Source organism: Streptococcus australis (genome assembly GCF_901543175.1).
GTDB classification, from domain to species: Bacteria; Bacillota; Bacilli; order Lactobacillales; family Streptococcaceae; genus Streptococcus; species Streptococcus australis_A.
The window spans coordinates 1,117,753-1,141,744 of the sequence record NZ_LR594040.1 but is presented as its reverse complement, the minus strand read 5'-3'; the positions used below and the strand labels follow the sequence as shown (position 1 = coordinate 1,141,744).

At 40.8% G+C, this 23,992-nt stretch carries 22 protein-coding genes; 17 read left to right on the top strand and 5 right to left on the bottom strand.

Annotated elements, in window-relative coordinates; translation table 11 throughout:
- Nucleotides 1-17 precede the first annotated feature (17 nt).
- The 4 genes from FGK98_RS05685 to FGK98_RS05670 all read left to right on the top strand — a co-directional run bounded on the left by FGK98_RS05685 (nt 18) and on the right by FGK98_RS05670 (nt 1,951).
- Complete coding sequence (locus FGK98_RS05685) at nt 18-209, top strand: PspC domain-containing protein (protein ID WP_171011118.1); 192 nt, start codon at nt 18-20, stop codon at nt 207-209.
- A 43-nt stretch (nt 210-252) separates the two neighbouring features.
- On the top strand, nt 253-387 hold the full coding sequence (locus tag FGK98_RS05680) for a DUF4044 domain-containing protein (protein WP_000863854.1): 135 nt from the start codon (nt 253-255) through the stop codon (nt 385-387).
- A 70-nt stretch (nt 388-457) separates the two neighbouring features.
- Nucleotides 458-1,768 carry a GTPase ObgE gene (gene obgE / locus FGK98_RS05675; RefSeq protein ID WP_138100418.1) on the top strand — a complete coding sequence of 437 codons (1,311 nt, stop codon included), beginning with the start codon at nt 458-460 and terminating at the stop codon, nt 1,766-1,768.
- A 9-nt stretch (nt 1,769-1,777) separates the two neighbouring features.
- Nucleotides 1,778-1,951, top strand: a complete 174-nt coding sequence (locus FGK98_RS05670) for a hypothetical protein (RefSeq protein WP_125847303.1) — start codon at nt 1,778-1,780, stop codon at nt 1,949-1,951.
- 55 nt (nt 1,952-2,006) lie between these two features.
- On the opposite strand, the gene FGK98_RS05665 is transcribed toward FGK98_RS05670, so the two are convergent.
- Nucleotides 2,007-2,477 carry an arginine repressor gene (locus FGK98_RS05665; RefSeq protein WP_001043006.1) on the bottom strand — a complete coding sequence of 157 codons (471 nt, stop codon included), beginning with the start codon at nt 2,475-2,477 and terminating at the stop codon, nt 2,007-2,009.
- A gap of 16 nt (nt 2,478-2,493) precedes the next feature.
- Nucleotides 2,494-4,767: a Xaa-Pro dipeptidyl-peptidase gene (locus tag FGK98_RS05660; protein ID WP_138100417.1), complete on the bottom strand. Its 2,274-nt coding sequence runs from the start codon at nt 4,765-4,767 to the stop codon at nt 2,494-2,496.
- Nucleotides 4,768-4,933: 166 nt separating this feature from the next.
- Between FGK98_RS05660 and FGK98_RS05655 the strand changes: the two genes are divergently transcribed.
- From FGK98_RS05655 to sdbB, 9 genes are all read left to right on the top strand, one after another.
- Nucleotides 4,934-8,035, top strand: coding sequence for a DNA polymerase III subunit alpha (locus tag FGK98_RS05655; RefSeq protein WP_138100416.1), 3,102 nt, complete (start codon nt 4,934-4,936; stop codon nt 8,033-8,035).
- 80 nt (nt 8,036-8,115) lie between these two features.
- Nucleotides 8,116-9,123, top strand: coding sequence for a 6-phosphofructokinase (gene pfkA / locus FGK98_RS05650; protein ID WP_038805109.1), 1,008 nt, complete (start codon nt 8,116-8,118; stop codon nt 9,121-9,123).
- 64 nt (nt 9,124-9,187) lie between these two features.
- Nucleotides 9,188-10,693: a pyruvate kinase gene (gene pyk, locus FGK98_RS05645; protein ID WP_001042794.1), complete on the top strand. Its 1,506-nt coding sequence runs from the start codon at nt 9,188-9,190 to the stop codon at nt 10,691-10,693.
- Nucleotides 10,694-10,867: 174 nt separating this feature from the next.
- On the top strand, nt 10,868-12,127 hold the full coding sequence (locus FGK98_RS05640) for a UDP-N-acetylglucosamine 1-carboxyvinyltransferase (protein WP_093585086.1): 1,260 nt from the start codon (nt 10,868-10,870) through the stop codon (nt 12,125-12,127).
- 15 nt (nt 12,128-12,142) lie between these two features.
- Complete coding sequence (locus FGK98_RS05635) at nt 12,143-12,694, top strand: GNAT family N-acetyltransferase (RefSeq protein WP_138100415.1); 552 nt, start codon at nt 12,143-12,145, stop codon at nt 12,692-12,694.
- Nucleotides 12,687-13,964, top strand: a complete 1,278-nt coding sequence (spxR, locus tag FGK98_RS05630) for a CBS-HotDog domain-containing transcription factor SpxR (RefSeq protein WP_138100414.1) — start codon at nt 12,687-12,689, stop codon at nt 13,962-13,964. Before FGK98_RS05635 ends, spxR begins: the two co-directional genes overlap by 8 nt.
- Before the next feature lie 15 nt (nt 13,965-13,979).
- The gene (locus FGK98_RS05625) at nt 13,980-14,840 is read left to right on the top strand and encodes a methionyl aminopeptidase (protein WP_125395049.1); all 861 of its coding nucleotides are present in this window, start codon (nt 13,980-13,982) and stop codon (nt 14,838-14,840) included.
- Nucleotides 14,841-14,967: 127 nt separating this feature from the next.
- Nucleotides 14,968-15,675, top strand: coding sequence for a thiol-disulfide oxidoreductase-associated membrane protein CcdA2 (ccdA2, locus tag FGK98_RS05620; RefSeq protein WP_138100413.1), 708 nt, complete (start codon nt 14,968-14,970; stop codon nt 15,673-15,675).
- Nucleotides 15,676-15,687: 12 nt separating this feature from the next.
- Nucleotides 15,688-16,233 carry a thiol-disulfide oxidoreductase-associated lipoprotein SdbB gene (gene sdbB / locus FGK98_RS05615; protein ID WP_138100412.1) on the top strand — a complete coding sequence of 182 codons (546 nt, stop codon included), beginning with the start codon at nt 15,688-15,690 and terminating at the stop codon, nt 16,231-16,233.
- Between the two features lie 41 nt (nt 16,234-16,274).
- On the opposite strand, the gene pbp3 is transcribed toward sdbB, so the two are convergent.
- Nucleotides 16,275-17,519, bottom strand: a complete 1,245-nt coding sequence (gene pbp3 / locus FGK98_RS05610) for a D-alanyl-D-alanine carboxypeptidase PBP3 (RefSeq protein ID WP_138100411.1) — start codon at nt 17,517-17,519, stop codon at nt 16,275-16,277.
- Between the two features lie 104 nt (nt 17,520-17,623).
- Between pbp3 and FGK98_RS05605 the strand changes: the two genes are divergently transcribed.
- The 4 genes from FGK98_RS05605 (at nt 17,624) to ffh (ending at nt 22,232) form a co-directional block, all read left to right on the top strand.
- A complete protein-coding gene (locus FGK98_RS05605) occupies nt 17,624-18,739 on the top strand; it encodes an AI-2E family transporter (protein ID WP_138100410.1) in 1,116 nt (371 codons plus the stop codon).
- Between the two features lie 238 nt (nt 18,740-18,977).
- On the top strand, nt 18,978-20,174 hold the full coding sequence (gene tuf / locus FGK98_RS05600; protein ID WP_138100409.1) for an elongation factor Tu: 1,197 nt from the start codon (nt 18,978-18,980) through the stop codon (nt 20,172-20,174).
- A 142-nt stretch (nt 20,175-20,316) separates the two neighbouring features.
- On the top strand, nt 20,317-20,649 hold the full coding sequence (locus tag FGK98_RS05595; RefSeq protein ID WP_000402068.1) for a putative DNA-binding protein: 333 nt from the start codon (nt 20,317-20,319) through the stop codon (nt 20,647-20,649).
- Nucleotides 20,650-20,660: 11 nt separating this feature from the next.
- Nucleotides 20,661-22,232: a signal recognition particle protein gene (ffh, locus tag FGK98_RS05590; RefSeq protein WP_000863612.1), complete on the top strand. Its 1,572-nt coding sequence runs from the start codon at nt 20,661-20,663 to the stop codon at nt 22,230-22,232.
- 82 nt (nt 22,233-22,314) lie between these two features.
- Here the strand turns inward: ffh and FGK98_RS05585 are convergent, their stop codons facing one another.
- Nucleotides 22,315-23,313, bottom strand: coding sequence for a sensor histidine kinase (locus tag FGK98_RS05585; protein ID WP_138100408.1), 999 nt, complete (start codon nt 23,311-23,313; stop codon nt 22,315-22,317).
- Nucleotides 23,297-23,986, bottom strand: a complete 690-nt coding sequence (locus FGK98_RS05580) for a response regulator transcription factor (RefSeq protein WP_138100407.1) — start codon at nt 23,984-23,986, stop codon at nt 23,297-23,299. The genes FGK98_RS05585 and FGK98_RS05580 overlap by 17 nt, the downstream gene beginning before the upstream one ends.
- Between the last annotated feature and the right edge of the window lie 6 nt (nt 23,987-23,992).

Sequence of the window (23,992 nt, the reverse complement as noted above, 5' to 3'; positions counted from 1 at the left end):
ATATGGGAGAATAAAATATGGCAAAAAAATTTATGAGAAGTGGTAGAGATCAAAAAATTGGAGGCGTTTGCGCAGGTGTAGCCCACTATTTTGATATTGACCCTACCATTGTCCGTGTGATTTGGGGTGTTCTTGCCTTTTGTTATGGGGCAGGGGTACTTGCTTACTTGATTTTGTGGGCAATTGCGCCTGTTTCTAGCGAATATTAAAAGAGAATTAGAATAGAACAAAGAGAAATAAAAAGGAGTCCAGATGGCTTTTGGAGATAATGGAAAACGTAAAAAAACAATGTTTGAAAAAGTAACGCTTTTTGTCGTGCTAATTATGTTGTTTGTAACCCTTGCTGGTATCTTTGCGACAGCGCTTGGAGCTTTTAGCAGATTCTAAGCAAGTTGCTAAGATAGAAACAATAACTAATGACTGGATTTTCCAGTCCTTTTTAAAGTGAGAAGAAAATATGAGTATGTTTTTAGATACAGCCAAGATCAAGGTCAAGGCTGGTAATGGTGGCGATGGCATGGTTGCCTTTCGCCGTGAAAAGTATGTCCCGAATGGCGGTCCTTGGGGTGGTGATGGTGGACGTGGAGGTAACGTCGTTTTCGTTGTGGACGAAGGCTTGCGTACCTTGATGGATTTCCGCTATAACCGTCATTTCAAGGCCGAATCTGGTGAAAAAGGAATGACTAAAGGAATGCATGGACGTGGTGCAGAAGATCTTCGTGTTCGCGTACCACAAGGAACGACTGTACGTGATGCAGAAACAGGTAAAGTCATTACAGACTTGATTGCACATGGTCAAGAATTTATCGTGGCCCATGGTGGTCGAGGTGGTCGAGGAAACATCCGTTTTGCGACACCAAAAAATCCTGCACCTGAGATTTCTGAGAATGGGGAGCCAGGTCAAGAACGTGAGTTGCAACTAGAATTAAAAATCTTGGCGGATGTCGGTCTGGTAGGTTTCCCATCTGTTGGAAAGTCAACTCTGCTTAGTGTCATTACTTCAGCCAAACCAAAGATTGGTGCCTACCACTTTACGACAATTGTCCCAAATCTTGGGATGGTTCGTACCCAGTCAGGTGAATCGTTTGCCGTAGCGGACCTGCCAGGTTTGATTGAGGGAGCTAGCCAGGGTGTCGGCTTGGGGACTCAGTTCCTTCGTCATATTGAACGCACTCGAGTCATCCTTCATATCGTCGATATGTCGGCTAGCGAAGGTCGTGATCCTTACGAAGATTACCTTGCTATCAATAAAGAGTTGGAATCATACAACCTTCGTCTCATGGAACGTCCGCAGATCATCGTAGCCAACAAGATGGATATGCCTGAAAGTCAGGAAAATCTTAAAACTTTCAAGGAAAAGTTGGCTGCAAACTACGACGAGTTCGAGGAACTTCCAGCTATCTTCCCTATTTCTGGATTGACTAAGCAAGGTTTGGCTACTCTTTTGGATGCGACAGCTGAATTGTTGGACAAGACTCCAGAATTTCCGATTTATGATGAATCCGATATGGAAGAAGAAGCTTACTATGGCTTGGATGAGGAAGAAAAAGCCTTTGAGATTAGTCGTGATGATGATGCGACATGGGTGCTTTCTGGTGAAAAACTCATGAAACTCTTTAACATGACTAACTTTGACCGTGATGAGTCTGTCATGAAGTTTGCTCGTCAGTTACGTGGTATGGGGGTAGATGAAGCCCTTCGTGCGCGTGGAGCTAAGGATGGAGACTTGGTTCGAATCGGTAAATTTGAGTTTGAATTTGTAGACTAGGAGACAGATATGGGAGATAAACCGATATCATTCCGAGATGCAGATGGAAATTTTGTTTCTGCAGCAGATGTATGGAATGAAAAGAAACTAGAAGAATTGTTTAATCGTCTCAATCCCAAACGTGCTCTTAGATTAGCACGAGAAAAAAAAAGCAATGAGAAGGCTGATAAAGAAGAAAAATAGCCTATCGACATTGATAAAACAGAACCCCGTGATTGTATTCATCACGGGGAATTTTTTAGTCATTGAAGAAAAATGGTGGCGCAAATTTTTTAAGAATTTCAAAGCAAGTCTGTGCTTCTTCGGCATTTTCACAGATAAGAAGGCAGACGTCATCACCACATACTGTGGCAATGATTTGTTTAAAATTGAGAGCATCGAGAACAGCTCCAAACGATTGGGCAAGGCCTGGCAAGGTTTTGAGGACAACCTGATGCTGGACAGGACGTAGCATGACTAAGCCATCTTCCATATAGTTTTCCAAGCGTTTTTCCCATTTGGAGATGGAACCAGTATTTAAAACATAATAAGAATGATCTGCTTCGCGAACCTTTGATAGATTCATGGTTTTGATATCGCGTGAGAGAGTAGCCTGTGTGACTTGGATGTCGTTTTCAGCTAGTAAAGCTTGCAACTCTGCCTGTGTATGAATCTTATTTTTGGCTACAAGCGCACGGATGAGTTGGTGTCTATGTTCAGATTTATTCATATGAGGCTGACTCCTTTTATGAGGGGATGGTGATGGAGGATTGTGTGAGATCGACTGTTAAGTGATAGTCTGTATTATCACGGACAGTGATTTCAAAGTCGGTAGTATAGAGAACAAGGCGAAGTGTGTCACCTTTTTTCAGCTTGTAAATAGTTGGTTGCAGCTCTAGCTTGAAGTCCATCCATTCATTTGGTTGGATATTGTCAATCTTTAAGAGGTCACTTCGGTTTTGTAAATTAAGGTAGCCTTTGGAGATGACACGTTGGGCACTTGGATTGAATGGTAGTTCGCAGAGATTTTCAAGCATGTGGTAGCGACCGTTGTCAATGGTTCTAGCACTTAAAACAGCTGGATAAGGCTGCAGATATTTCTTTTGTCCAAGTTCTAACAGTTGGGCTGATAATAAGCCCTTGTTTGTACTCGATTTGACATGAAGTTTCAGCTCCACTCGCCCATTTAAGTGAATGTCTTGACTTACTGGAAGGTCAATGGTGATCTGATTAGCTTTTCCTTGGTAAAGTTCTGTGTTGAAAGTCTGGTAAGTCTTACCATAACGATCAAAATCTTTTTGATCATACTGGTTTTGAATCACTTTTTCCTCATTACCAAGAGAGAAGGTATGCAGTTCATCTTGCTTGCCAAAGTCATCAAGACTTTGCCATGTTTGCGGTTCGGTATTGTCCTGCCAGATAACAGTCGGAAGTTGATAGTCTGAGTCAAGTCCCAACAATTTCTTACTTAACAAGGTATTCATGGACTCGCGGAAGTCAATCGACTGCCAGTTGTTCATATAGACATGGGCACCATGATGGAAAAAGAGGTGCTTATTGATATGGCTAGGAAGGGCATGAAACATCTGGTAAACATGAAGAGGTTTGACATTCCAATCCTGAGAACCATGCGTAAAGACAACCTCAGCTTGAACCTTGTGAGCATTGAGCAGATAGTTGCGGTCATACCAAAACTGATTGTAGTCACCAGTCTTGCGATCAAGAAGCTCTTTTACCTTTTCTAAGTCTGCGTGATGAGTTTCATTACCACGGATATAGTCACCAGCTAGGAGATTGCGGGAGTAAGTCAATTCAGCAAGTGAGTCAAAATCCTCACCTGGATAACCACCTGGGCTAGTCACTAGGCCATTTTCACGATAGTAGTTATACCAAGAGGAAATACCTGCTTCAGCGATAATCACTTCCAAGCCATCAACACCTGTGGTTGCAAGACCATTGGACATGGTACCTAGATAGGAAATTCCTGTTGTTGCGACTTTGCCGTTTGACCAGTTGGCCTTAACTTGGCGCTTGCGCGTGTGGTCTGTGAAAGCACGACAACGCCCATTGAGCCAATCAATGACATTTTTATATGCCTCAATCTGCTGGTAGTCCCCATTGGTCATGAGACCTTGGGAATCTTTGGTTCCAACGCCCGATACATAGAGATTGGCAAATCCTCGGGGAAGGAAGTAGTCGTTGAGAGTATATGAACTATTGATATGAGATAGTTTTTCTTCAGCTTCTGAGACGACTTCTGCTTGACCATGAGGTTCGACTACATTCAGCTTAGGCTCCTCGAACTCAATGGTGTGGGCAGGTTTGACCTCAAGCTCTCCTTCCATTTTGTAGAGAGCCTTGTCGCTGGCTTTATCATTGGTGCCTTGGTGATAAGGACTGGCAGTCATAAGAGCAGGGACTTGTCCATCATAACGTGGACGAATAATGCTAACCTTGACTAAATCAGGGAGTCCGTCTTTATCAGTATCCACACGACTCTCGACATACACGACTTCACGAATGACATCATGAGTAGAGAAGGTTGCCAAGCTTTTACCGTTAAAGTAGTGGTAGTGATTATCTTCTGAAATGAGTCCATCACTAACAAGCTGATCGATGAGCGTATTTCCTTTTTTGGTTCGCGTATTGAGTAACTGATAAAGATTTTCAATGAGATCTCCATAAACAATAGGAAAACCAGTTTCTTTACGGAACTGTTCGGCATCCTCAAAGTCAACAAGGTAGCTAAATCCTAAAAGTTGAAAAACTACTGTGTAGAAAATATCAGCTGTCAACTCTTTATCAGACTGAAAGAAGCTTAGTAGATCCGTTTCTCTATCTGCAGCTAGGGTGGATAGAGCATAATCGGTATTGGTATAAGTGAAAAAACTCCAGCGGACAAATTGTTCAAGTTGTTTTTTTGATGATTGTTCTGGTACCAGCTTCAAACCAAGTTGGGATAACTCGCGCAAAACTTGCGAATGAGAAACGGGCAAGTAGCTGAATTGATTAAAACGCATGGCGCTCTCCTTTGAAAATATTCTAAATTTAGTATATCAAAAATAAGGTAAAAAAGATATTGTTGACCTGTGATGAAGTCACTTTAAAAGGAATGGTCTTCTACCTTTTCATTCTAGTTTTTAAAATGGTATAATAGTAGTATATCTAAAGCAAGGAGGAGATGGAATGATTGCGCAGCTCGACACCAAGACTGTTTACAGTTTTATGGAAAGTGTGGTTTCTATTGAAAAATATGTACATACAGCTAAAGAATATGGCTATTCTCACCTTGCTATTATGGATGTGGATAATCTCTATGGAGCCTATCACTTTTTAGAAGTGACTCGAAAATATGGAATCCAACCTTTAATTGGTCTTGAAATGACCTTGATTATAGACGAGAAGGCGATTTCTTTCCGTTTTCTAGCCCTATCTACTAAAGGTTACCAAGAGTTGATGAAGTTATCCACTCTAAAAATGACTGGTCGAAAAAATTGGTCTGACTTTACCAGTCACCTTGAGGATATTGCTGTTATTGTTCCCTATTTTGATGGAATCGAACAGCTGGATTTGGGTCACGATTATTTTATCGGTGTTAGTCCCGATACTCACCAAGAAGTCTTTACGAAACCCATTCTCCCACTGTATCAGGTCAACTCTTTTGAGAAAGAAGACCTACAGGTTTTGCAAATCCTATCGGCAATCAAGGATAATGTCAGTCTGAGAGAAGTGGATGTGCATTCACAACAAGGGATCTTTCTAACCGCATCAGACTTAGAAGCTAGATTTAAAAATCACTTCCCTCAGGCACTTGCCAATCTTCAAGGACTGATAGAGAATGTTAGCTACCAACTTGATCCAAGTTTAAAACTCCCTCGCTTTAACCCGGAAAGATCAGCGGTAGAAGAACTTCGAGAGAGAGCTGAACAAGGGTTGATTGACAAGGGGTTAAGCTCAGCTATCTATCGTGAGCGACTGAATGAAGAATTGGCTGTGATTCATGATATGGGATTTGACGACTACTTCCTAGTGGTTTGGGATTTGCTCCGTTTTGGACGATCACAAGGCTACTATATGGGAATGGGGCGCGGGTCTGCTGTGGGTAGTTTGGTCGCCTACTCACTTGATATCACAGGGATTGATCCAGTTGAGAAGAACTTGATTTTCGAGCGCTTTTTAAATCGTGAGCGCTACACTATGCCTGATATTGATATTGATATTCCAGACCTTTATAGACCAGAGTTTATTCGTTATGTTCGTGATCGGTATGGCAGTCAACACGTGGCGCAGATTGTCACTTATTCGACCTTTGGAGCAAAACAAGCAATTCGTGATGTTTTCAAACGTTATGGTGTTCCTGAGTACGAATTAACAAATATTACGAAAAAGATCAGTTTTCGAGATACCTTAACCACGGCCTATGAAAAGAATTTACAGTTTAGGCAGTTAATCAATAGTAAGATTGAATACCAAAAAGCTTTTGAGATTGCTCGAAAGATTGAAGGTTATCCACGTCAGACCTCTATCCATGCAGCCGGAGTCGTTATGAGCGACCAAGACTTGACGGACTATATTCCTCTCAAATACGGTGAGGATATGCTGATCACCCAGTATGATGCTCATGGTGTTGAAGCTAATGGCCTTCTAAAAATGGATTTCCTCGGTTTACGTAACCTGACTTTCGTACAAAAAATGCAGGAATTGCTTGCGGAATCAGAAGGTATACATCTAAAAATCGAAGAAATTGATCTGGAAGACGAAGAAACCTTGGCTCTCTTTGCAGCTGGAAATACTAAAGGTATTTTCCAATTTGAACAACCTGGTGCCATTCGACTCTTGAAACGAGTCAAGCCGCAAGTTTTCGAAGAAGTGGTGGCAACGACTTCTCTCAACAGACCAGGTGCTAGTGATTATATTGATAACTTTGTCGCTCGAAAGCACGGCAAAGAAAAGGTGACGGTGCTGGATCCTGCCTTGGAAGACATCCTTTCATCAACCTACGGTATCATGCTCTATCAAGAGCAAGTCATGCAGGTGGCTCAGCGCTTTGGAGGTTTCAGCCTTGGCAAAGCCGATATCCTCAGACGAGCCATGGGTAAGAAAAATGCTAAAGAGATGCATTTGATGAAGGAAGATTTTATCACAGGGGCTATGAAACTTGGGCATTCAGAAGAAAAAGCCAACCAAGTTTTTGCAGTGATGGAAAAGTTTGCAGGCTATGGATTTAATAGATCTCATGCCTATGCTTACTCAGCACTGGCATTCCAACTTGCTTATTTCAAGACGCATTATCCTGCTATTTTCTTTCAAGTCATGTTGAATTATTCTAGCAGCGATTATATTGTAGATGCTCTGCAGATGGGATTTGATGTAGCGCCTTTAGCAATCAACAGCATTCCCTATCATGATAAGATTGCTCAGAAGAAAATCTATCTTGGTCTAAAAGCCATTAAGGGCATGCCAAGAGATTTGTCTTACTGGATTATTGAAAATCGTCCCTTCTCAAGCATTGAAGATTTTGTCACACGTCTTCCCAAGAATTACAAGAAACTGTCGCTTTTGACTCCATTGGTTGAACTGGGGCTCTTTGATGAATTTGACAAGAATCGTCAGAAAATCTTAGTGAACCTGCCCAATTTGTTTGTTTTTGTTGAGGAGTTAGGAGGACTCTTTGCGAATGCAAACTATAGTTGGACTGAGGCTGATGATTTTACAGAGGCGGAGAAATTTTACAAGGAGCAGGAACTGATCGGGGTAGGTATCAGTGCCCATCCTCTCCAGACTCTTGCCAAACAAGCCCTATATCCGACGACTCCAATCACTAATCTAACCGAGGGAGCTCAAGCCATTCTCCTAGTTGAAGTGCAAAAAATAAAAGTCATTCGAACTAAGAAAGGCGAGAGTATGGCCTTTCTACAGGTTCATGACAGTAAGTCTAGGCTGGATGTAACTGTATTTTCTGACCAATATCGAAAATTCGCTTCCATTTTATCCGAAGGGAAATTTTACTATATCAATGGGAAGGTTCAATCTCGAGATGGTCGTCTGCAAATGATTGCACAAGATTTGAAAGAAGCAGTGGCTGAACGATTCTGGATTCAAGTTAAAAATCATGAATATGATAAAGAGATTTCAACTATCTTGGAACAATATAAAGGCTCTATTCCTGTGATTATCAGGTATGTTGAGGAGGAGAAAACAATTGTTTCCTCCCAACATTTTGTAAAAAAAGATCCACTTTTACAGGAAAAATTAGAAGGAATTGTTATGAAAACGATTTATCGCTAAAAATACGGAAAATAGAAGAATTTTCCAATTAAATGTGGTATAATCAGTAAGAATGTTAAAAGAAAAAGGAGCATAACCAAATGAAACGTATTGCTGTTTTGACTAGTGGTGGAGACGCCCCTGGTATGAACGCTGCCATCCGTGCAGTAGTTCGTCAAGCAATCTCAGAAGGAATGGAAGTCTTTGGTATCTATGATGGATACGCAGGGATGGTTGCCGGTGAAATCTATCCACTTGATGCTGCTTCAGTTGGAGATATCATTTCACGTGGTGGTACTTTCCTTCACTCTGCTCGTTACCCTGAGTTTGCACAACTTGAAGGTCAACTTAAAGGGATTGAGCAGTTGAAAAAACACGGGATCGAAGGTGTTGTTGTAATCGGTGGTGACGGTTCTTATCACGGAGCTATGCGCTTGACTGAGCATGGTTTCCCAGCTATCGGTCTGCCTGGCACAATCGATAACGATATCGTAGGTACTGACTTTACAATCGGATTTGATACTGCAGTTACTACTGCAATGGATGCGATCGATAAGATTCGTGATACATCATCAAGTCACCGTCGTACTTTCGTTGTTGAAGTTATGGGACGTAATGCTGGTGATATCGCACTTTGGGCAGGTATTGCAACAGGTGCCGATGAAATCATTATCCCTGAAGAAGGCTTCAAGATGGAAGATATCGTAGCTAGTATCAAAGCTGGTTATGAATGCGGTAAAAAACACAACATCATTGTTTTGGCTGAGGGAGTTATGTCTGCCGATGAGTTTGGTAAGAAACTCAAGGAAGCTGGAGACACTAGTGACCTTCGTGTAACTGAACTTGGTCATATCCAACGTGGTGGTTCACCAACTGCGCGTGACCGCGTCTTGGCGTCACGCTTGGGAGCACATGCTGTTAAACTTCTCAAACAAGGAATCGGTGGTGTCGCTGTTGGTATCCGTAATGAGAAAATGGTTGAAAATCCAATTCTTGGAACAGCAGAAGAAGGAGCCTTGTTCAGCCTAACAGCTGATGGCAAAATCGTTGTTAACAACCCTCACAAAGCTGACCTTGGACTTGCTAGCTTGAACAAGAGCTTGTCATAATCAACTTTAACTAATCTGGTAAAATGACCATAAAAGGTCAAATTATATAAAGGAGTCACAAATCATGAATAAACGTGTAAAAATCGTTGCAACTTTGGGTCCTGCGGTAGAAATCCGTGGTGGTAAAAAATTCGGTGATGACGGATACTGGGGTGAAAAACTTGACGTTGAAGCTTCAGCAAAAAACATTGCTAAATTGATTGAAGCAGGAGCAAACACTTTCCGTTTCAACTTCTCACACGGTGACCACCAAGAACAAGGTGAACGTATGGCAACTGTTAAACTTGCAGAAAAACTTGCAGGTAAAAAAGTTGGTTTCCTTCTTGATACTAAAGGACCAGAAATCCGTACTGAATTGTTCGAAGGTGAAGCTAAAGAGTACTCATACAAAACTGGTGAAAAAATCCGTGTTGCAACTAAACAAGGAATCAAATCAACTCGTGAAGTGATTGCTTTGAACGTTGCGGGTGCTCTTGACATCTACGACGATGTTGAAGTTGGTCGTCAAGTATTGGTTGACGATGGTAAACTTGGTCTTCGCGTTGTTGCTAAAGACGATGCAACTCGTGAATTTGAAGTTGAAGTTGAAAACGACGGAATTATCGCTAAACAAAAAGGTGTAAACATCCCTAACACTAAAATTCCTTTCCCAGCACTTGCTGAACGTGATAACGATGATATCCGTTTCGGTCTTGAGCAAGGTATTAACTTCATCGCGATCTCATTCGTACGTACTGCAAAAGACGTGAATGAAGTTCGTGCAATCTGTGAAGAAACTGGAAACGGGCATGTTCAATTGTTCGCTAAAATCGAAAACCAACAAGGTATCGACAACTTGGATGAAATCATCGAAGCTGCTGACGGTATCATGATTGCTCGTGGTGACATGGGTATCGAAGTACCATTCGAAATGGTTCCAGTTTACCAAAAAATGATTATCACTAAAGTTAACGCAGCTGGTAAAGTTGTTATCACAGCAACAAACATGCTTGAAACTATGACTGAAAAACCACGTGCCACTCGTTCAGAAGTATCAGACGTATTTAACGCTGTTATCGACGGAACTGACGCAACAATGCTTTCAGGTGAGTCTGCAAATGGTAAATACCCACTTGAGTCAGTTACAACAATGGCTACAATTGACAAGAACGCTCAAACTCTTCTTAACGAATACGGACGTTTGAACTCAGATACTTTCGAACGTAACTCTAAGACAGAAGTTATGGCTTCAGCAGTTAAAGATGCAACAAACTCAATGGACATCAAATTGGTTGTAACTCTTACTAAGACTGGTCACACTGCACGTTTGATCTCTAAATACCGTCCAAATGCTGATATCTTGGCATTGACATTTGACGAATTGACAGAACGTGGATTGATGTTGAACTGGGGTGTTATCCCAATGTTGACAGATGCTCCATCATCAACTGACGATATGTTCGAAATCGCTGAACGTAAAGCAGTTGAAGCAGGTCTTGTACAATCTGGTGACGATATCGTTATCGTTGCAGGTGTACCGCTTGGAGAAGCTGTCCGTACAAACACGATGCGTATCCGTACAGTACGTTAATCTAAACTTTTAAAAGCCTATCATACCAAGCTTTTGTGCTTGTATGATGGGTCTTTTTTCTATTTTAGAAGATAAAAAGAGAGAGATTTTTATTAAACAGAAATGGGAAAAATAAGAGAACTATGGTATAATAGAATGTAAAGACCTTTTTAGTAAATTTTGAAAGAGTATAACATGAGAAAAATTGTCATCAATGGTGGACATCCATTGCAAGGTGAGATCACCATTAGCGGTGCTAAGAATAGTGTTGTAGCATTAATCCCTGCTATTATACTGGCAGATGATGTTGTCACTTTGGATTGTGTCCCAGATATTTCAGACGTTGCTAGTCTTGTAGAGATTATGGAAATCATGGGAGCGAAAGTAAAACGCTATGATGATGTTTTGGAGATTGATCCGAGAGGTGTTCAAAACATTCCTATGCCTTATGGTAAGATTAATAGCCTTCGTGCTTCTTATTATTTCTATGGAAGTCTGTTAGGTCGCTTTGGTGAAGCAACAGTTGGACTTCCTGGTGGATGTGATTTGGGACCTCGTCCGATTGACCTTCACTTAAAAGCTTTTGAAGCCATGGGAGCTAAGGTGAGCTATGAGGGAGACAATATGAATTTGTCTGCTCAGGGTAAGGGACTTCACGGCGCAAGTATCTATATGGATACTGTCAGCGTTGGTGCGACGATTAACACCATGATTGCTGCAGTAAAAGCTAAGGGACGTACTGTCATTGAAAATGCGGCCCGTGAACCAGAAATCATCGATGTGGCTACCCTTTTGAATAACATGGGGGCTCACATTCGTGGTGCAGGGACTGATATTATCATCATTGATGGTGTCGAGCAACTTCATGGGACGCGTCATCAAGTCATTCCAGACCGTATCGAAGCTGGAACCTATATTTCACTTGCTGCAGCGGTTGGTAAAGGAATTCGTATTAACAATGTTCTCTATGAGCATTTAGAAGGCTTTATCGCCAAACTAGAAGAAATGGGCGTTCGCATGACAGTCTCTGAGGATAGTATCTTCGTTGAAGAACAGTCTGATTTGAAGGCCATCAATATCAAAACAGCTCCCTATCCAGGGTTTGCAACCGATTTGCAACAGCCTATCACGCCACTTTTACTAACTGCTCAAGGTCGTGGAACTATTATTGATACCATTTATGAAAAACGTGTCAACCATGTTTTTGAGTTAGCAAAAATGGATGCGGATATTACGACTACAAATGACCATATTTTCTACACTGGTGGGCGTGTTCTACATGGTGCCAAGGTGAAAGCTACAGATCTTCGTGCTGGTGCTGCACTTGTCATCGCTGGTTTGATGGCTCAAGGCCAGACTGAAATTACAAATATTGAGTTTATCCTTCGTGGTTACTCAGATATTATTGAAAAATTGCGTAGTCTTGGAGCGGATATTACACTTGTTGAAGACTAAACCGTTGAGGTGATTATGAATATTTGGACCAAATTAGCAATGTTTTCTTTTTTTGAAACGGAGCGCTTGTATTTGCGTCCTTTCTTTTTTAGTGACAGTCAAGCGTTTTTCGAGATTGCTTCAAACCCTGAGAATTTGCAGTTTATTTTTCCCAGTCAAGCAAGTTTGGAAGAAAGTCAGTACGCACTTGCTAACTATTTTATGAAGGCTCCTCTGGGTGTCTGGGCAATTTGTAGCCAAGACAATCAGGAAATGATTGGTTCCATCAAGTTTGAAAAAATAGACGAAATCAAAAAAGAAGCTGAAATTGGTTATTTCTTAAGAAAGGATTCTTGGTCACAAGGTTTTATGACAGAAGTAGTTACCAAACTTTGTCAGCTTTCATTTGAAGAATTTGGTCTCAGACAGCTGTCAATTATCACCCATTTGGAAAATGAGGCTAGCCAAAAAGTGGCTCAAAAAGCAGGGTTTGGTCTCTTTCGCCAATTCAAGGGGAGTGACCGCTATACGCGTAAAATGAGAGACTATCTTGAATTTCGTTACATAAAAGGAGAGTTCAGTGAGTAAACACCAAGAAATCTTAAGTTATCTGGAAGAGTTACCAATAGGAAAACGTGTCAGCGTTCGTAGCATTTCCAATCACTTGGGTGTCAGTGATGGGACGGCTTATCGTGCCATTAAAGAAGCTGAAAACCGTGGAATTGTAGAAACTCGACCTCGTAGTGGAACCATTCGTGTCAAATCTCAGAAAGTGGCGATTGAAAAACTGACCTATGCAGAGATTGCAGAAGTAACCTCATCTGAAGTCTTGGCTGGTCAGGAAGGGTTAGAGAGAGAGTTTAGTAAATTCTCCATTGGTGCCATGACTGAGCAGAATATTCTCTCTTATCTCCATGATGGTGGTTTGTTAATCGTCGGAGACCGTACTCGTATTCAACTTTTGGCTTTGGAAAATGAAAACGCAGTTCTGGTGACGGGTGGTTTTCATGTGCACGAGGATGTACTGGAACTTGCCAATCAGAAAGGTATCCCTGTTTTACGAAGCAAGCATGATACCTTTACAGTTGCAACCATGATCAACAGAGCTTTGTCAAATGTGCAGATTAAGACAGACATTTTAACAGTTGAAAAAATCTATCGTCCTAGCCATGAGTATGGCTTTTTGAGAGAAACGGACACAGTGAAAGACTATTTGGACTTGGTACGTAAGAACAGGAGTAGTCGTTTCCCAGTCATTAACCAACACCAAGTGGTTGTTGGGGTTGTTACCATGCGAGATGCGGGGGATAAATCACCCAGCACAACGATTGATAAGGTGATGACTCGTAGTCTCTTCCTTACAGGATTGGCAACGAATATAGCTAACGTCAGTCAACGGATGATAGCAGAAGACTTTGAGATGGTCCCAGTCGTGAGAAGCAATCAAACTTTGCTCGGGGTGATTACAAGACGAGATGTCATGGATAAGATGAGTCGTTCTCAGGTTTCAGCCTTGCCGACTTTTTCAGAGCAAATTGGTCAGAAGTTGTCTTATCATCACGACGAAGTTGTGATTACAGTTGAGCCCTTTATGCTTGAGAAGAACGGAGTTTTGGCAAATGGTGTTCTTGCTGAAATTTTAACTCATATGACACAGGATTTGGTGGCAAATAGCAGACGCAATCTCATCATTGAGCAGATGCTAATTTACTTCTTGCAGGCTGTGCAGATAGATGATACTCTGCGGATTCAGGCTCGTATTATACATCATACCAGACGTTCAGCTATTATCGATTACGATATTTATCATGGTCATCAGATTGTTTCAAAAGCAAATGTCACAGTGAAAATCAATTAGAAACTAGGAGAAAAAATGATAACTTTAAAATCAGCACGTGAAATCGAAGCCATGGACAAGGCTGGTGATTTCCTAGCTAGTATTCATATCGGCTTACGTGATTTGATTAAGCCTGGCGTGGATATGTGGGAAGTTGAAGAGTATGTTCGTCGTCGTTGTAAAGAGGAGAATTTTCTTCCTCTACAGATTGGAGTAGATGGGGCAGTCATGGATTACCCCTATGCCACTTGTTGCTCTCTCAACGACGAAGTAGCTCACGCTTTTCCACGTCATTACATCTTGAAAGATGGCGATTTGCTCAAGGTTGACATGGTACTCGGAGGTCCGATTGCCAAATCCGACCTCAATGTGTCAAAACTCAACTTTAATAATGTCGAGCAAATGAAAAAATACACCCAAAGTTATACTGGTGGTTTAGCTGACTCATGTTGGGCTTATGCGGTTGGTACTCCGTCTGAAAAAGTGAAGAACTTGATGGATGTGACCAAGGAAGCTATGTACAAAGGGATTGAGCAAGCAGTTGTTGGAAATCGTATCGGAGATATCGGTGCAGCGATTCAAGAATACGCTGAAAGTCGCGGTTATGGTGTGGTGCGTGATTTGGTTGGTCACGGTGTCGGCCCAACTATGCACGAGGAGCCAATGGTCCCTAACTATGGTGTTGCAGGTCGTGGTCTTCGTCTCCGTGAAGGAATGGTGCTGACCATTGAACCCATGATCAATACTGGAGACTGGGAAATTGATACAGATATGAAGACTGGCTGGGCTCATAAAACCATCGATGGTGGCCTATCTTGCCAGTATGAACACCAGTTTGTGATTACCAAAGACGGTCCTGTTATCTTGACAAGTCAAGGTGAAGAAGGAACTTATTAAAATGAAAGGAGCTTAGCTCCTTTTTTTATATTCAGTTTAGATAAAATAGACAAGCGTAGCAAAGTTGTCACAAATTTTTTCTTTTGTAGTAAAATAAGATTAGAATTTTGTGAAAGTAGGTAATTCGTTGGAATCTATTATATTTTTAGTATCGGTTTTTTTAGCCGGCATTCTATCTTTCTTTTCACCTTGCATCTTCCCTTTGCTACCAGTCTATGCTGGTATTTTATTGGATGATCAAGGAAATTCGAAAAGCTTTCGATTTTTCGGAAGAGAGGTTGCATGGTCAGGCTTAATTCGGACTTTGTGCTTTATTGCTGGAATCTCTCTTATTTTCTTTATTTTGGGATTTGGAGCTGGATTCCTAGGGCACATGCTCTATGCTGACTGGTTTCGTTATGTTATGGGAGCAGTCATTATCCTCTTGGGTCTTCACCAGATGGAAATCTTGCATTTCAATAAACTGGAGGTTCAAAAGACAGTCACCTTCAAACAATCACAGTCCAATCATTATCTGTCAGCCTTTTTGCTTGGCATAACCTTTAGTTTTGGTTGGACTCCTTGTATCGGACCAGTTTTGAGTTCGGTCTTGGCTCTTGCGGCTTCAGGAGGGAATGGTGCTTGGCAAGGAGCTATACTAACCTTAGTGTATACATTGGGAATGGCACTGCCTTTCCTTGTTTTGGCCTTGGCTTCGGGCTGGATTATGCCCTACTTTAGTAAACTAAAACCCCATATGATCCTACTAAAGAAAATCGGGGGAGCTTTGATTATTTTGATGGGATTATTATTAATGCTAGGGCAGTTAAATGCCTTGTCAGGAATTCTTGGATAAAAGGAGAAAAAGATGAAAAAAGTTATTTTTGCAGGATTGAGCCTCATGTCATTATTTTTGTTGATTGCCTGTGGCGAAAAAGAAACCAAACAATCAGAAAATCCCAAACAGCCTGCTGTACAACAAATCGCAGTAGGAAAGGATGCACCAGACTTCACCTTGCAGTCTATGGATGGCAAAGAAGTCAAGTTATCAGACTATAAGGGCAAAAAAGTCTATTTGAAATTCTGGGCTTCTTGGTGTGGTCCTTGTCGAAAGAGTATGCCCGAGTTGATGGAATTAGCTGCAAAACAAGATCGAGACTTTGAAATACTAAGTGTCGTCGCACCAGGATTACAAGGTGAAAAAACAGTTGATGAGTTTCCAAAATGGTACCAAGAACAAGGCTACAAGGATATACCAGTTCTATATGATACCAAGGCAACTACCTTCCAAGCCTACCAAATTCGTAGTATTCCAACAGAATACTTGATTGACAGTCAAGGAAAAATTGGAAAAATCCAATTTGGTGCTATTAGCAATGCAGATGCTGAAGCAGCTTTTAAAGAGATGAAATAAACCTAAAGAATACGAAAAAATCGCGAAAAATCGCGATTTTTTTATAGTTTTTCATTGATAAAGCGGATAAATTGATTCCACCAAACTTTTAAGAAGAAGGCTTTTTCAACTTTCTTTTCAGAAACCATTTCAAAAGATGGTTTTTCGGAAGTGAGGTAGCCTTGACCAACCAAATCTTGATCATCATAGGTTAGATGACCAACAACAGTTTCAGCTTCTAGTGGCGCTGTCTCGGTCTTGGTTTTTGGAGTGAACTGCAGGCTTGATGATGCTCGACTTCCCAATCGTTGAATGACAGTGATATCAGATTTAGCAACAGCAGTTACGGTATCTTCCTTCCCATCAAGTACAGAAACTTTGCTATCTTTGTAGGCCTCTCCTTTCTGGACAATTGTTTTGGGAGCATAATTAGATGTTATATAGTCCAAGAGAGAAGAAGTAGCAGTAAAGCGAGCGTAAGGATTACTGTTTTGCTGGTCAGCGTTTAGGACAACAGTGATGATTCGCATCCCTTTTTCGGTAGTTGTTCCAACGAAAGAAGCTCCAGCCTTGTCTGTTGTACCAGTTTTGAGCCCATCTACTCCACCTCGATATGCTGGCATTCCTTCCAACATATAGTTAGTAGAGTGAATTTCCATACCAGCAAATGTTGATGAAGATTTCTTGGTAATTTCTAAAACTTGAGGATAATCTCTGATGAGGTTTCGAGCGATGATGGCCACATCGTAAGCACTTAATTTGTTTTCCTCATCCTTTTTAGAACCAGGATAGATATTATTTCCAAGTGTTTCGTTATTAAGCCCAGTAGTATTGACAATAGTAGCATCTTGGATACCCCATTCAAGAAGTTTCGCTCTCATTTTGTCAACGAAGTCTTTCTCTGAACCAGCAATTTTTTCAGCAAGAGCAATTGCTGCACTATTGGCACTTGATACTAGAGTCGCTTCCAATAATTGTTCCACTGTGTACTTACGCGCTTCCATAGGAACATTGCTAGCCTCAGAATTGGTTGTGAGTTGGTATGGATAGTCAGAGATATCAACTGGGGTAGATAGGCTAATTGTACCTTGCTCCAAGGCTTCATAGACTAGGTAGACAGTGAGAATCTTGGTGATAGAAGCAATTTCAACAGCTTGAGTAGCATCTTTCTCGTAGAGAATTTTTCCAGTGTTTGCTTCAACAGCAATGGCATGTTTGGCAGCAACATCAAAATCTTGCGCAGATACAGTAGGAATGGTTGTACCAAAAATGATAAGAGTTAGTAAGGATAAAATTATTTTCTTCATAGTAGTTTTATTCTATCATAAAGCGAAAAAATATTCTCGTTTTTATAGTAAAGCCATCTTATATTTTTGAAGAATTATGGTAAAATAGAAAGAAGGAGGCGCCTATGTTCCGTAGAAACAAGTTATTTTTTTGGACAGCTGAAATTTTACTACTAACTCTTATTTTATATCTTTGGAGAGAGATGGGGGCGATTGTCACACCTTTTGTGATGGTCGCCAATACCATTATGATTCCATTTTTGCTCGGAGGATTTTTCTATTACCTGACAAATCCCATCGTAACATTTTTAGAAAAGAAATGTAGAGTCAATCGTTTGATAGGTGTGCTCATCACTCTTTGTGCCTTGATTGGTACAATAGTAGTAGGGGTAGTCTACTTGCTACCGATTTTGATCAATCAGTTGACAAGCTTGATTATTTCTAGCCAGAATATCTATAGCCGCTTGCAAGATTTGGTTATTGATTTATCGATGAATCCTATTTTCCAAAATATTGATATTCAAAAAGCCATTCAACAGTTGAATTTATCTTATGTTGATATTTTACAAAACATTCTCAACAGTGTGAGCAATAGTTTAGGCAGCGTTCTTTCGGCCTTGTTTAGTACTGTTTTGATTCTCATTATGACACCAGTCTTTTTGATTTATTTCTTGCTTGATGGTCATAAGTTCCTTCCAATGATGGAACGAACAGTCCTAAAACATGATAAATTAAACTTCTCCAGTCTATTGAAGAATTTGAACGCCACTATCGCACGTTATATCAGCGGAATTGCGATTGATGCTGTTATCATCGGATGTTTGGCCTATATTGGATACGGTACGATTGGGTTGAAATATGCTCTGGTCTTTGCCATTTTTTCTGGTTTGGCAAATCTTATTCCCTATGTTGGACCAAGTATCGGTCTGATTCCTATGATTATTGCCAACGTCTTTACTGATCCCCACAAGGTTCTCATTGCAGTAATTTATATGTTGATTATCCAACAAGTGGATGGGAATATCCTCTACCCTCGTATCGTTGGAGGGGTTATGAAGGTTCATCCAATCACCATTCTGGTTCTTCTCTTGTTATCTAGCAATATTTACGGTGTTATCGGAATGATTGTAGCAGTGCCAACTTATTCTATCCTAAAAGAAATTACTAAGTTCTTGGCGAAATTATATGAAAATCATAAAGAAGCCAAAGAAAAAGAACAAGAAAAATCAGAATTAATCTAAAAATCAGGGAGACCTGATTTTTTTGATAAAAGGACTTGAGGTTAGTCTGGTCAAAAGTGTTTAAAATGATTCCGTTGGAGAAGGAAAAGAATGGAAAATTATGAGATTTAGAATAATTCACAAAATATGTGTAAAACACTTGCAATTTAGCTGAAATTTGATAAAATAGTAAGGAAAGTTAGACTGTATTGCCTACTGTCTATCTATAAAATATATTTTATTGGAGGCTTTTACTCAAATGGCAAAAGAAAAATACGATCGTAGTAAACCACACGTTAACATTGGTACTATCGGACACGTTGACCACGGTAAAACTACTTTGACTGCAGCTATCACAACTGTATTGGCACGTCGCTTGCCTTCATCAGTTAACCAACCTAAAGACTATGCGTCTATCGATGCTGCTCCAGAAGAACGCGAACGCGGTATCACTATCAACACTGCGCACGTTGAGTACGAAACTGAAAAACGTCACTACGCTCACATCGACGCTCCAGGACACGCGGACTACGTTAAAAACATGATCACTGGTGCCGCTCAAATGGACGGAGCTATCCTTGTAGTAGCTTCAACTGACGGACCAATGCCACAAACTCGTGAACACATCCTTCTTTCACGTCAGGTTGGTGTTAAACACCTTATCGTCTTCATGAACAAGATTGACTTGGTAGACGACGAAGAATTGCTTGAATTGGTTGAAATGGAAATCCGTGACCTCTTGTCAGAATACGACTTCCCAGGTGACGATCTTCCAGTTATCCAAGGTTCAGCTCTTAAAGCCCTTGAAGGTGACTCTAAGTATGAAGACATCATCATGGAATTGATGGCTACTGTTGATGAGTACATCCCAGAACCAGAACGTGATACAGACAAACCATTGCTTCTTCCAGTCGAGGACGTATTCTCAATCACTGGACGTGGTACAGTTGCTTCAGGACGTATCGACCGTGGTACTGTTCGTGTCAACGACGAAATCGAAATCGTTGGTATCAAAGAAGAAACTTCAAAAGCAGTTGTTACTGGTGTTGAAATGTTCCGTAAACAACTTGACGAAGGTCTTGCTGGAGACAACGTAGGTGTCCTTCTTCGTGGTGTTCAACGTGACGAAATCGAACGTGGACAAGTTATCGCTAAACCAGGTTCAATCAACCCACACACTAAATTCAAAGGTGAAGTCTACATCCTTACTAAAGAAGAAGGTGGACGTCACACTCCATTCTTCAACAACTACCGCCCACAATTCTACTTCCGTACTACTGACGTTACAGGTTCAATCGAACTTCCAGCAGGTACTGAAATGGTAATGCCTGGTGATAACGTGACTATCGACGTTGAGTTGATCCACCCAATCGCCGTAGAACAAGGTACTACATTCTCAATCCGTGAGGGTGGACGTACTGTTGGTTCAGGTATGGTTACAGAAATCGAAGCTTAATTCGATTTAGTTCCCAGAAGAACAATTATTTAAGTCAGACACTAAAAGAATCTTGCTTTGCAAGGTTCTTTTTTTCATTCTATTTTTTTAAGAAGACCTTCTAGTATAGCGATATGATAGATTTTTTGGTATAATAAATGTTATGGAAATCGAAAAAACCAATCGCATGAATGCGCTTTTTGAATTTTATGCTGCGCTTTTGACTGATAAGCAGATGAACTATATAGAGCTTTATTATGCAGATGATTACAGTCTTGCTGAGATTGCTGAAGAATTCGGTGTCAGTCGCCAAGCTGTTTATGACAATATTAAGCGGACAGAAAAGATTCTGGAAGACTATGAGATGAAATTACACATGTACTCAGACTACATTGTCCGCAGTCAGATTTTTGACCAGATCTTGGAGCGATATCCTAAGGATGACTTTCTGCAGGAGCAGATAGAAGTTTTAACAAGCATTGATAATAGAGAATAAGAGGAAGAAAAATGGCATTTGAAAGTTTAACAGAACGTTTACAGAACGTCTTTAAAAATCTACGTAAAAAAGGAAAAATTTCTGAGGCGGATGTCCAAGAAGCGACTAAAGAGATTCGTCTAGCCTTACTGGAAGCCGACGTTGCTTTGCCTGTTGTAAAGGACTTTATCAAGAAAGTTCGTGAACGTGCAGTCGGACATGAGGTCATTGATACTCTTAATCCAGCACAACAGATTATTAAAATCGTTGATGAGGAATTGACAGCTGTTTTAGGTTCTGATACGGCTGAGATTATCAAGTCACCTAAGATTCCTACCATTATCATGATGGTCGGTTTGCAGGGGGCTGGTAAAACAACCTTTGCTGGTAAGCTGGCTAACAAACTCAAGAAGGAAGAAAATGCACGACCTTTGATGATTGCTGCGGACATCTATCGTCCAGCTGCCATCGATCAGCTGAAAACACTTGGACAGCAGATTGATGTACCAGTTTTCGCTCTTGGAACAGAAGTACCAGCTGTTGAGATTGTTCGACAAGGTTTGGAACAAGCGCAAGCCAACCACAACGACTATGTCTTGATTGATACGGCAGGGCGTTTGCAGATTGATGAGCTCTTGATGAATGAGCTTCGTGATGTTAAGGCCTTGGCCCAACCAAATGAAATCCTACTCGTCGTTGATGCCATGATCGGTCAGGAAGCGGCCAATGTCGCCCGTGAGTTTAATGCTCAGTTGGAAGTGACTGGTGTCATCCTTACCAAGATTGATGGAGATACTCGTGGTGGTGCGGCTCTGTCTGTTCGTCACATCACTGGAAAACCTATCAAGTTCACTGGTACAGGTGAAAAGATTACAGATATCGAAACCTTCCACCCTGACCGCATGTCTAGCCGTATCCTCGGTATGGGGGATATGCTGACCTTGATCGAGAAAGCTTCTCAAGAATACGATGAGCAAAAAGCTCTTGAAATGGCTGAGAAGATGCGTGAAAACACTTTTGATTTCAATGATTTCATTGATCAATTGGATCAGGTGCAAAACATGGGGCCGATGGAAGACTTGCTCAAGATGATTCCAGGTATGGCTAACAACCCTGCCCTTCAAAATATGAAGGTCGATGAGCGCCAGATTGCTCGCAAACGTGCCATCGTATCTTCGATGACACCTGAAGAGCGTGAAAATCCTGATTTGTTAAATCCAAGCCGTCGTCGTCGTATCGCTGCAGGTTCTGGAAATACCTTTGTCGAAGTCAATAAATTCATCAAGGACTTTAACCAGGCCAAACAGCTCATGCAGGGTGTCATGTCTGGTGATATGAACAAGATGATGAAGCAAATGGGAATCAATCCAAATAACCTTCCTAAAAACATGCCAAATATGGGTGGCATGGATATGTCTGCCCTTGAAGGAATGATGGGACAGGGTGGCATGCCTGACTTGTCAGCACTTGGAGGAGCAGGAATGCCAGATATGAGCCAGATGTTTGGTGGTGGACTCAAAGGTAAAATCGGTGAATTTGCCATGAAACAGTCTATGAAACGTATGGCCAACAAAATGAAAAAAGCGAAGAAGAAACGCAAATAAAAAAGGGAAGCAGAAGTGCTTTCCTTTTTTATATAAAATATGTGCTTTCTATGCTTAGGCAATTTTCTTAATCGAAAAATTACTAAATAGAAAGGGTGATCTCAAATCCTTGCATCCATTCGGATTTTACTGCGATGTCAATTTTTAAAGCATCTGCTAATTGTTTGACCAGGTAGAGTCCCATGCCTGTTGATTTTTTTCTTGTATCACCTGAATCACCTGTAAAGCCTTTTTCAAAGATATGAGGGAGGTCGCAAGCTTTAACTCCGCAACCATTATCCCTAATAATCAGACTTGTGTGTCCCTTCTCTCTTGACATAGAAATATTGAGTTCAGGCTTGTCAGAGCTATATTTAAGGGCGTTGGCTAGGATTTGAGAGAGGATAAATTCAAAACTGCGTTGATCGGTGTAGCAGGTTCCTTGTATGTTTTCTAACTTAATCGTAAAATTCTTTTCTTTGAGCAAGGGATCAAAGTTTTCCAAAAGATCTTGGATACACTCTTCTAAGTCAAGATCTTCAAATAGAAAATCATTTTTTTCACTTTTCACCCTATAATAGAATAAGATCTGTGATACATTTCCTTGGATTTGATTTTTCACATAGTCCAACTTAAAAGCTGTATCCTCAGGCAACTGGTCGCTTTGATTGTCTAAAAGGAGGGAAAGAAGTGATAGAGGGAGTTTAATCTCATGCGCCCATTTTTCAACATAGTCCTCGTACTCAGCTAGTAATGAGTTGAGCTTTCCTATTTCAACTTGCTTTTGATAAAGTGTATCTGCCATTTTTTCAATGCTTTCTTTCTCTGAGGCACTTGATAAATGCAATAATTCAAGCTCAGTATCCGTCTTGGGATTGGCTATGAAGGATTTATAGGCAGCGGATTTTTTTCTTTCTTTTCTTATAAGTAGGAATGATAGGATGAAAAAGAGCAGGACGGTAGCTAAAAGATAGAGAAGGATGAGGGCTTGAAACATTCTCAAATCTGAAAGCCAAAGCAGGACAGCTGTGAATAGATCAAATGCTAAAAGAACAAGTAACCAGGGCAGATAGGCAGCTAGATATTTAAGATTCTGTTTCATCTGGACTTACCTCTTCTAGCTTGTAACCAATACCTCTGACGGACTTGACTTGAAGGGCAATGCCAGCCTGTTTCATCACCTTTTTGAGCCTTGCAATATTTACTTGAAGGGCATTTTCATCGATGAACTCAGTTGTATTCCACAGTTTCATGCTTAGTTCTTCTTTTGTGACGACAGAATCAGTTGCCACTAATAAGATTTCTAACAATTTTCCTTGATTTTGGGGGAGTAAAATCGAATGTCCATTGATATAAAGGGCATAGGTCTGTCTATCCAGCAGAAAATTATCTTTTTCAAGTAGATTTTGTCTGCCTTCATAGCGTTTCAAGATATTTTCTATACGTGCCAGAAATCTTTCTTTCTTGAAAGGTTTTGTTAGATACTCATCTGCCCCTAATTTCAGGGCGTAGATTTCATCTTTTAGTTGTTCACGAGAGGTGAGAACCAATATAGGCACAGAGCGTTTTGACTTGAGATTTTTACAAATTTGAAAACCTGTTTCTCCCGGTAAATTCAAATCCAGTATGATTAGATCTGTATCGTATTGCAGCACTTGCTGGGTTGTATCTTTGAAGTCAGTCAACTTATCAACCTGATAACCCGCTTTCTCTAACAAGATGACAATTTCATCTCGAATCAAGGCTTCATCTTCAATTACCAGAATATGCTTCATATTAGT

Excerpts from the sequence above, each read along its gene's own strand:
- FGK98_RS05685 (WP_171011118.1), top strand. The coding sequence starts at position 18 with ATGGCAAAAAAATTTATGAGAAGTGGTAGAGATCAAAAAATTGGAGGC.
- FGK98_RS05680 (WP_000863854.1), top strand. The coding sequence starts at position 253 with ATGGCTTTTGGAGATAATGGAAAACGTAAAAAAACAATGTTTGAAAAA.
- obgE (WP_138100418.1), top strand. The coding sequence starts at position 458 with ATGAGTATGTTTTTAGATACAGCCAAGATCAAGGTCAAGGCTGGTAAT.
- FGK98_RS05670 (WP_125847303.1), top strand. The coding sequence starts at position 1,778 with ATGGGAGATAAACCGATATCATTCCGAGATGCAGATGGAAATTTTGTT.
- FGK98_RS05665 (WP_001043006.1), bottom strand. The coding sequence starts at position 2,477 with ATGAATAAATCTGAACATAGACACCAACTCATCCGTGCGCTTGTAGCC.
- FGK98_RS05660 (WP_138100417.1), bottom strand. The coding sequence starts at position 4,767 with ATGCGTTTTAATCAATTCAGCTACTTGCCCGTTTCTCATTCGCAAGTT.
- FGK98_RS05655 (WP_138100416.1), top strand. The coding sequence starts at position 4,934 with ATGATTGCGCAGCTCGACACCAAGACTGTTTACAGTTTTATGGAAAGT.
- pfkA (WP_038805109.1), top strand. The coding sequence starts at position 8,116 with ATGAAACGTATTGCTGTTTTGACTAGTGGTGGAGACGCCCCTGGTATG.
- pyk (WP_001042794.1), top strand. The coding sequence starts at position 9,188 with ATGAATAAACGTGTAAAAATCGTTGCAACTTTGGGTCCTGCGGTAGAA.
- FGK98_RS05640 (WP_093585086.1), top strand. The coding sequence starts at position 10,868 with ATGAGAAAAATTGTCATCAATGGTGGACATCCATTGCAAGGTGAGATC.
- FGK98_RS05635 (WP_138100415.1), top strand. The coding sequence starts at position 12,143 with ATGAATATTTGGACCAAATTAGCAATGTTTTCTTTTTTTGAAACGGAG.
- FGK98_RS05625 (WP_125395049.1), top strand. The coding sequence starts at position 13,980 with ATGATAACTTTAAAATCAGCACGTGAAATCGAAGCCATGGACAAGGCT.
- sdbB (WP_138100412.1), top strand. The coding sequence starts at position 15,688 with ATGAAAAAAGTTATTTTTGCAGGATTGAGCCTCATGTCATTATTTTTG.
- pbp3 (WP_138100411.1), bottom strand. The coding sequence starts at position 17,519 with ATGAAGAAAATAATTTTATCCTTACTAACTCTTATCATTTTTGGTACA.
- FGK98_RS05605 (WP_138100410.1), top strand. The coding sequence starts at position 17,624 with ATGTTCCGTAGAAACAAGTTATTTTTTTGGACAGCTGAAATTTTACTA.
- tuf (WP_138100409.1), top strand. The coding sequence starts at position 18,978 with ATGGCAAAAGAAAAATACGATCGTAGTAAACCACACGTTAACATTGGT.
- FGK98_RS05595 (WP_000402068.1), top strand. The coding sequence starts at position 20,317 with ATGGAAATCGAAAAAACCAATCGCATGAATGCGCTTTTTGAATTTTAT.
- ffh (WP_000863612.1), top strand. The coding sequence starts at position 20,661 with ATGGCATTTGAAAGTTTAACAGAACGTTTACAGAACGTCTTTAAAAAT.
- FGK98_RS05585 (WP_138100408.1), bottom strand. The coding sequence starts at position 23,313 with ATGAAACAGAATCTTAAATATCTAGCTGCCTATCTGCCCTGGTTACTT.
- FGK98_RS05580 (WP_138100407.1), bottom strand. The coding sequence starts at position 23,986 with ATGAAGCATATTCTGGTAATTGAAGATGAAGCCTTGATTCGAGATGAA.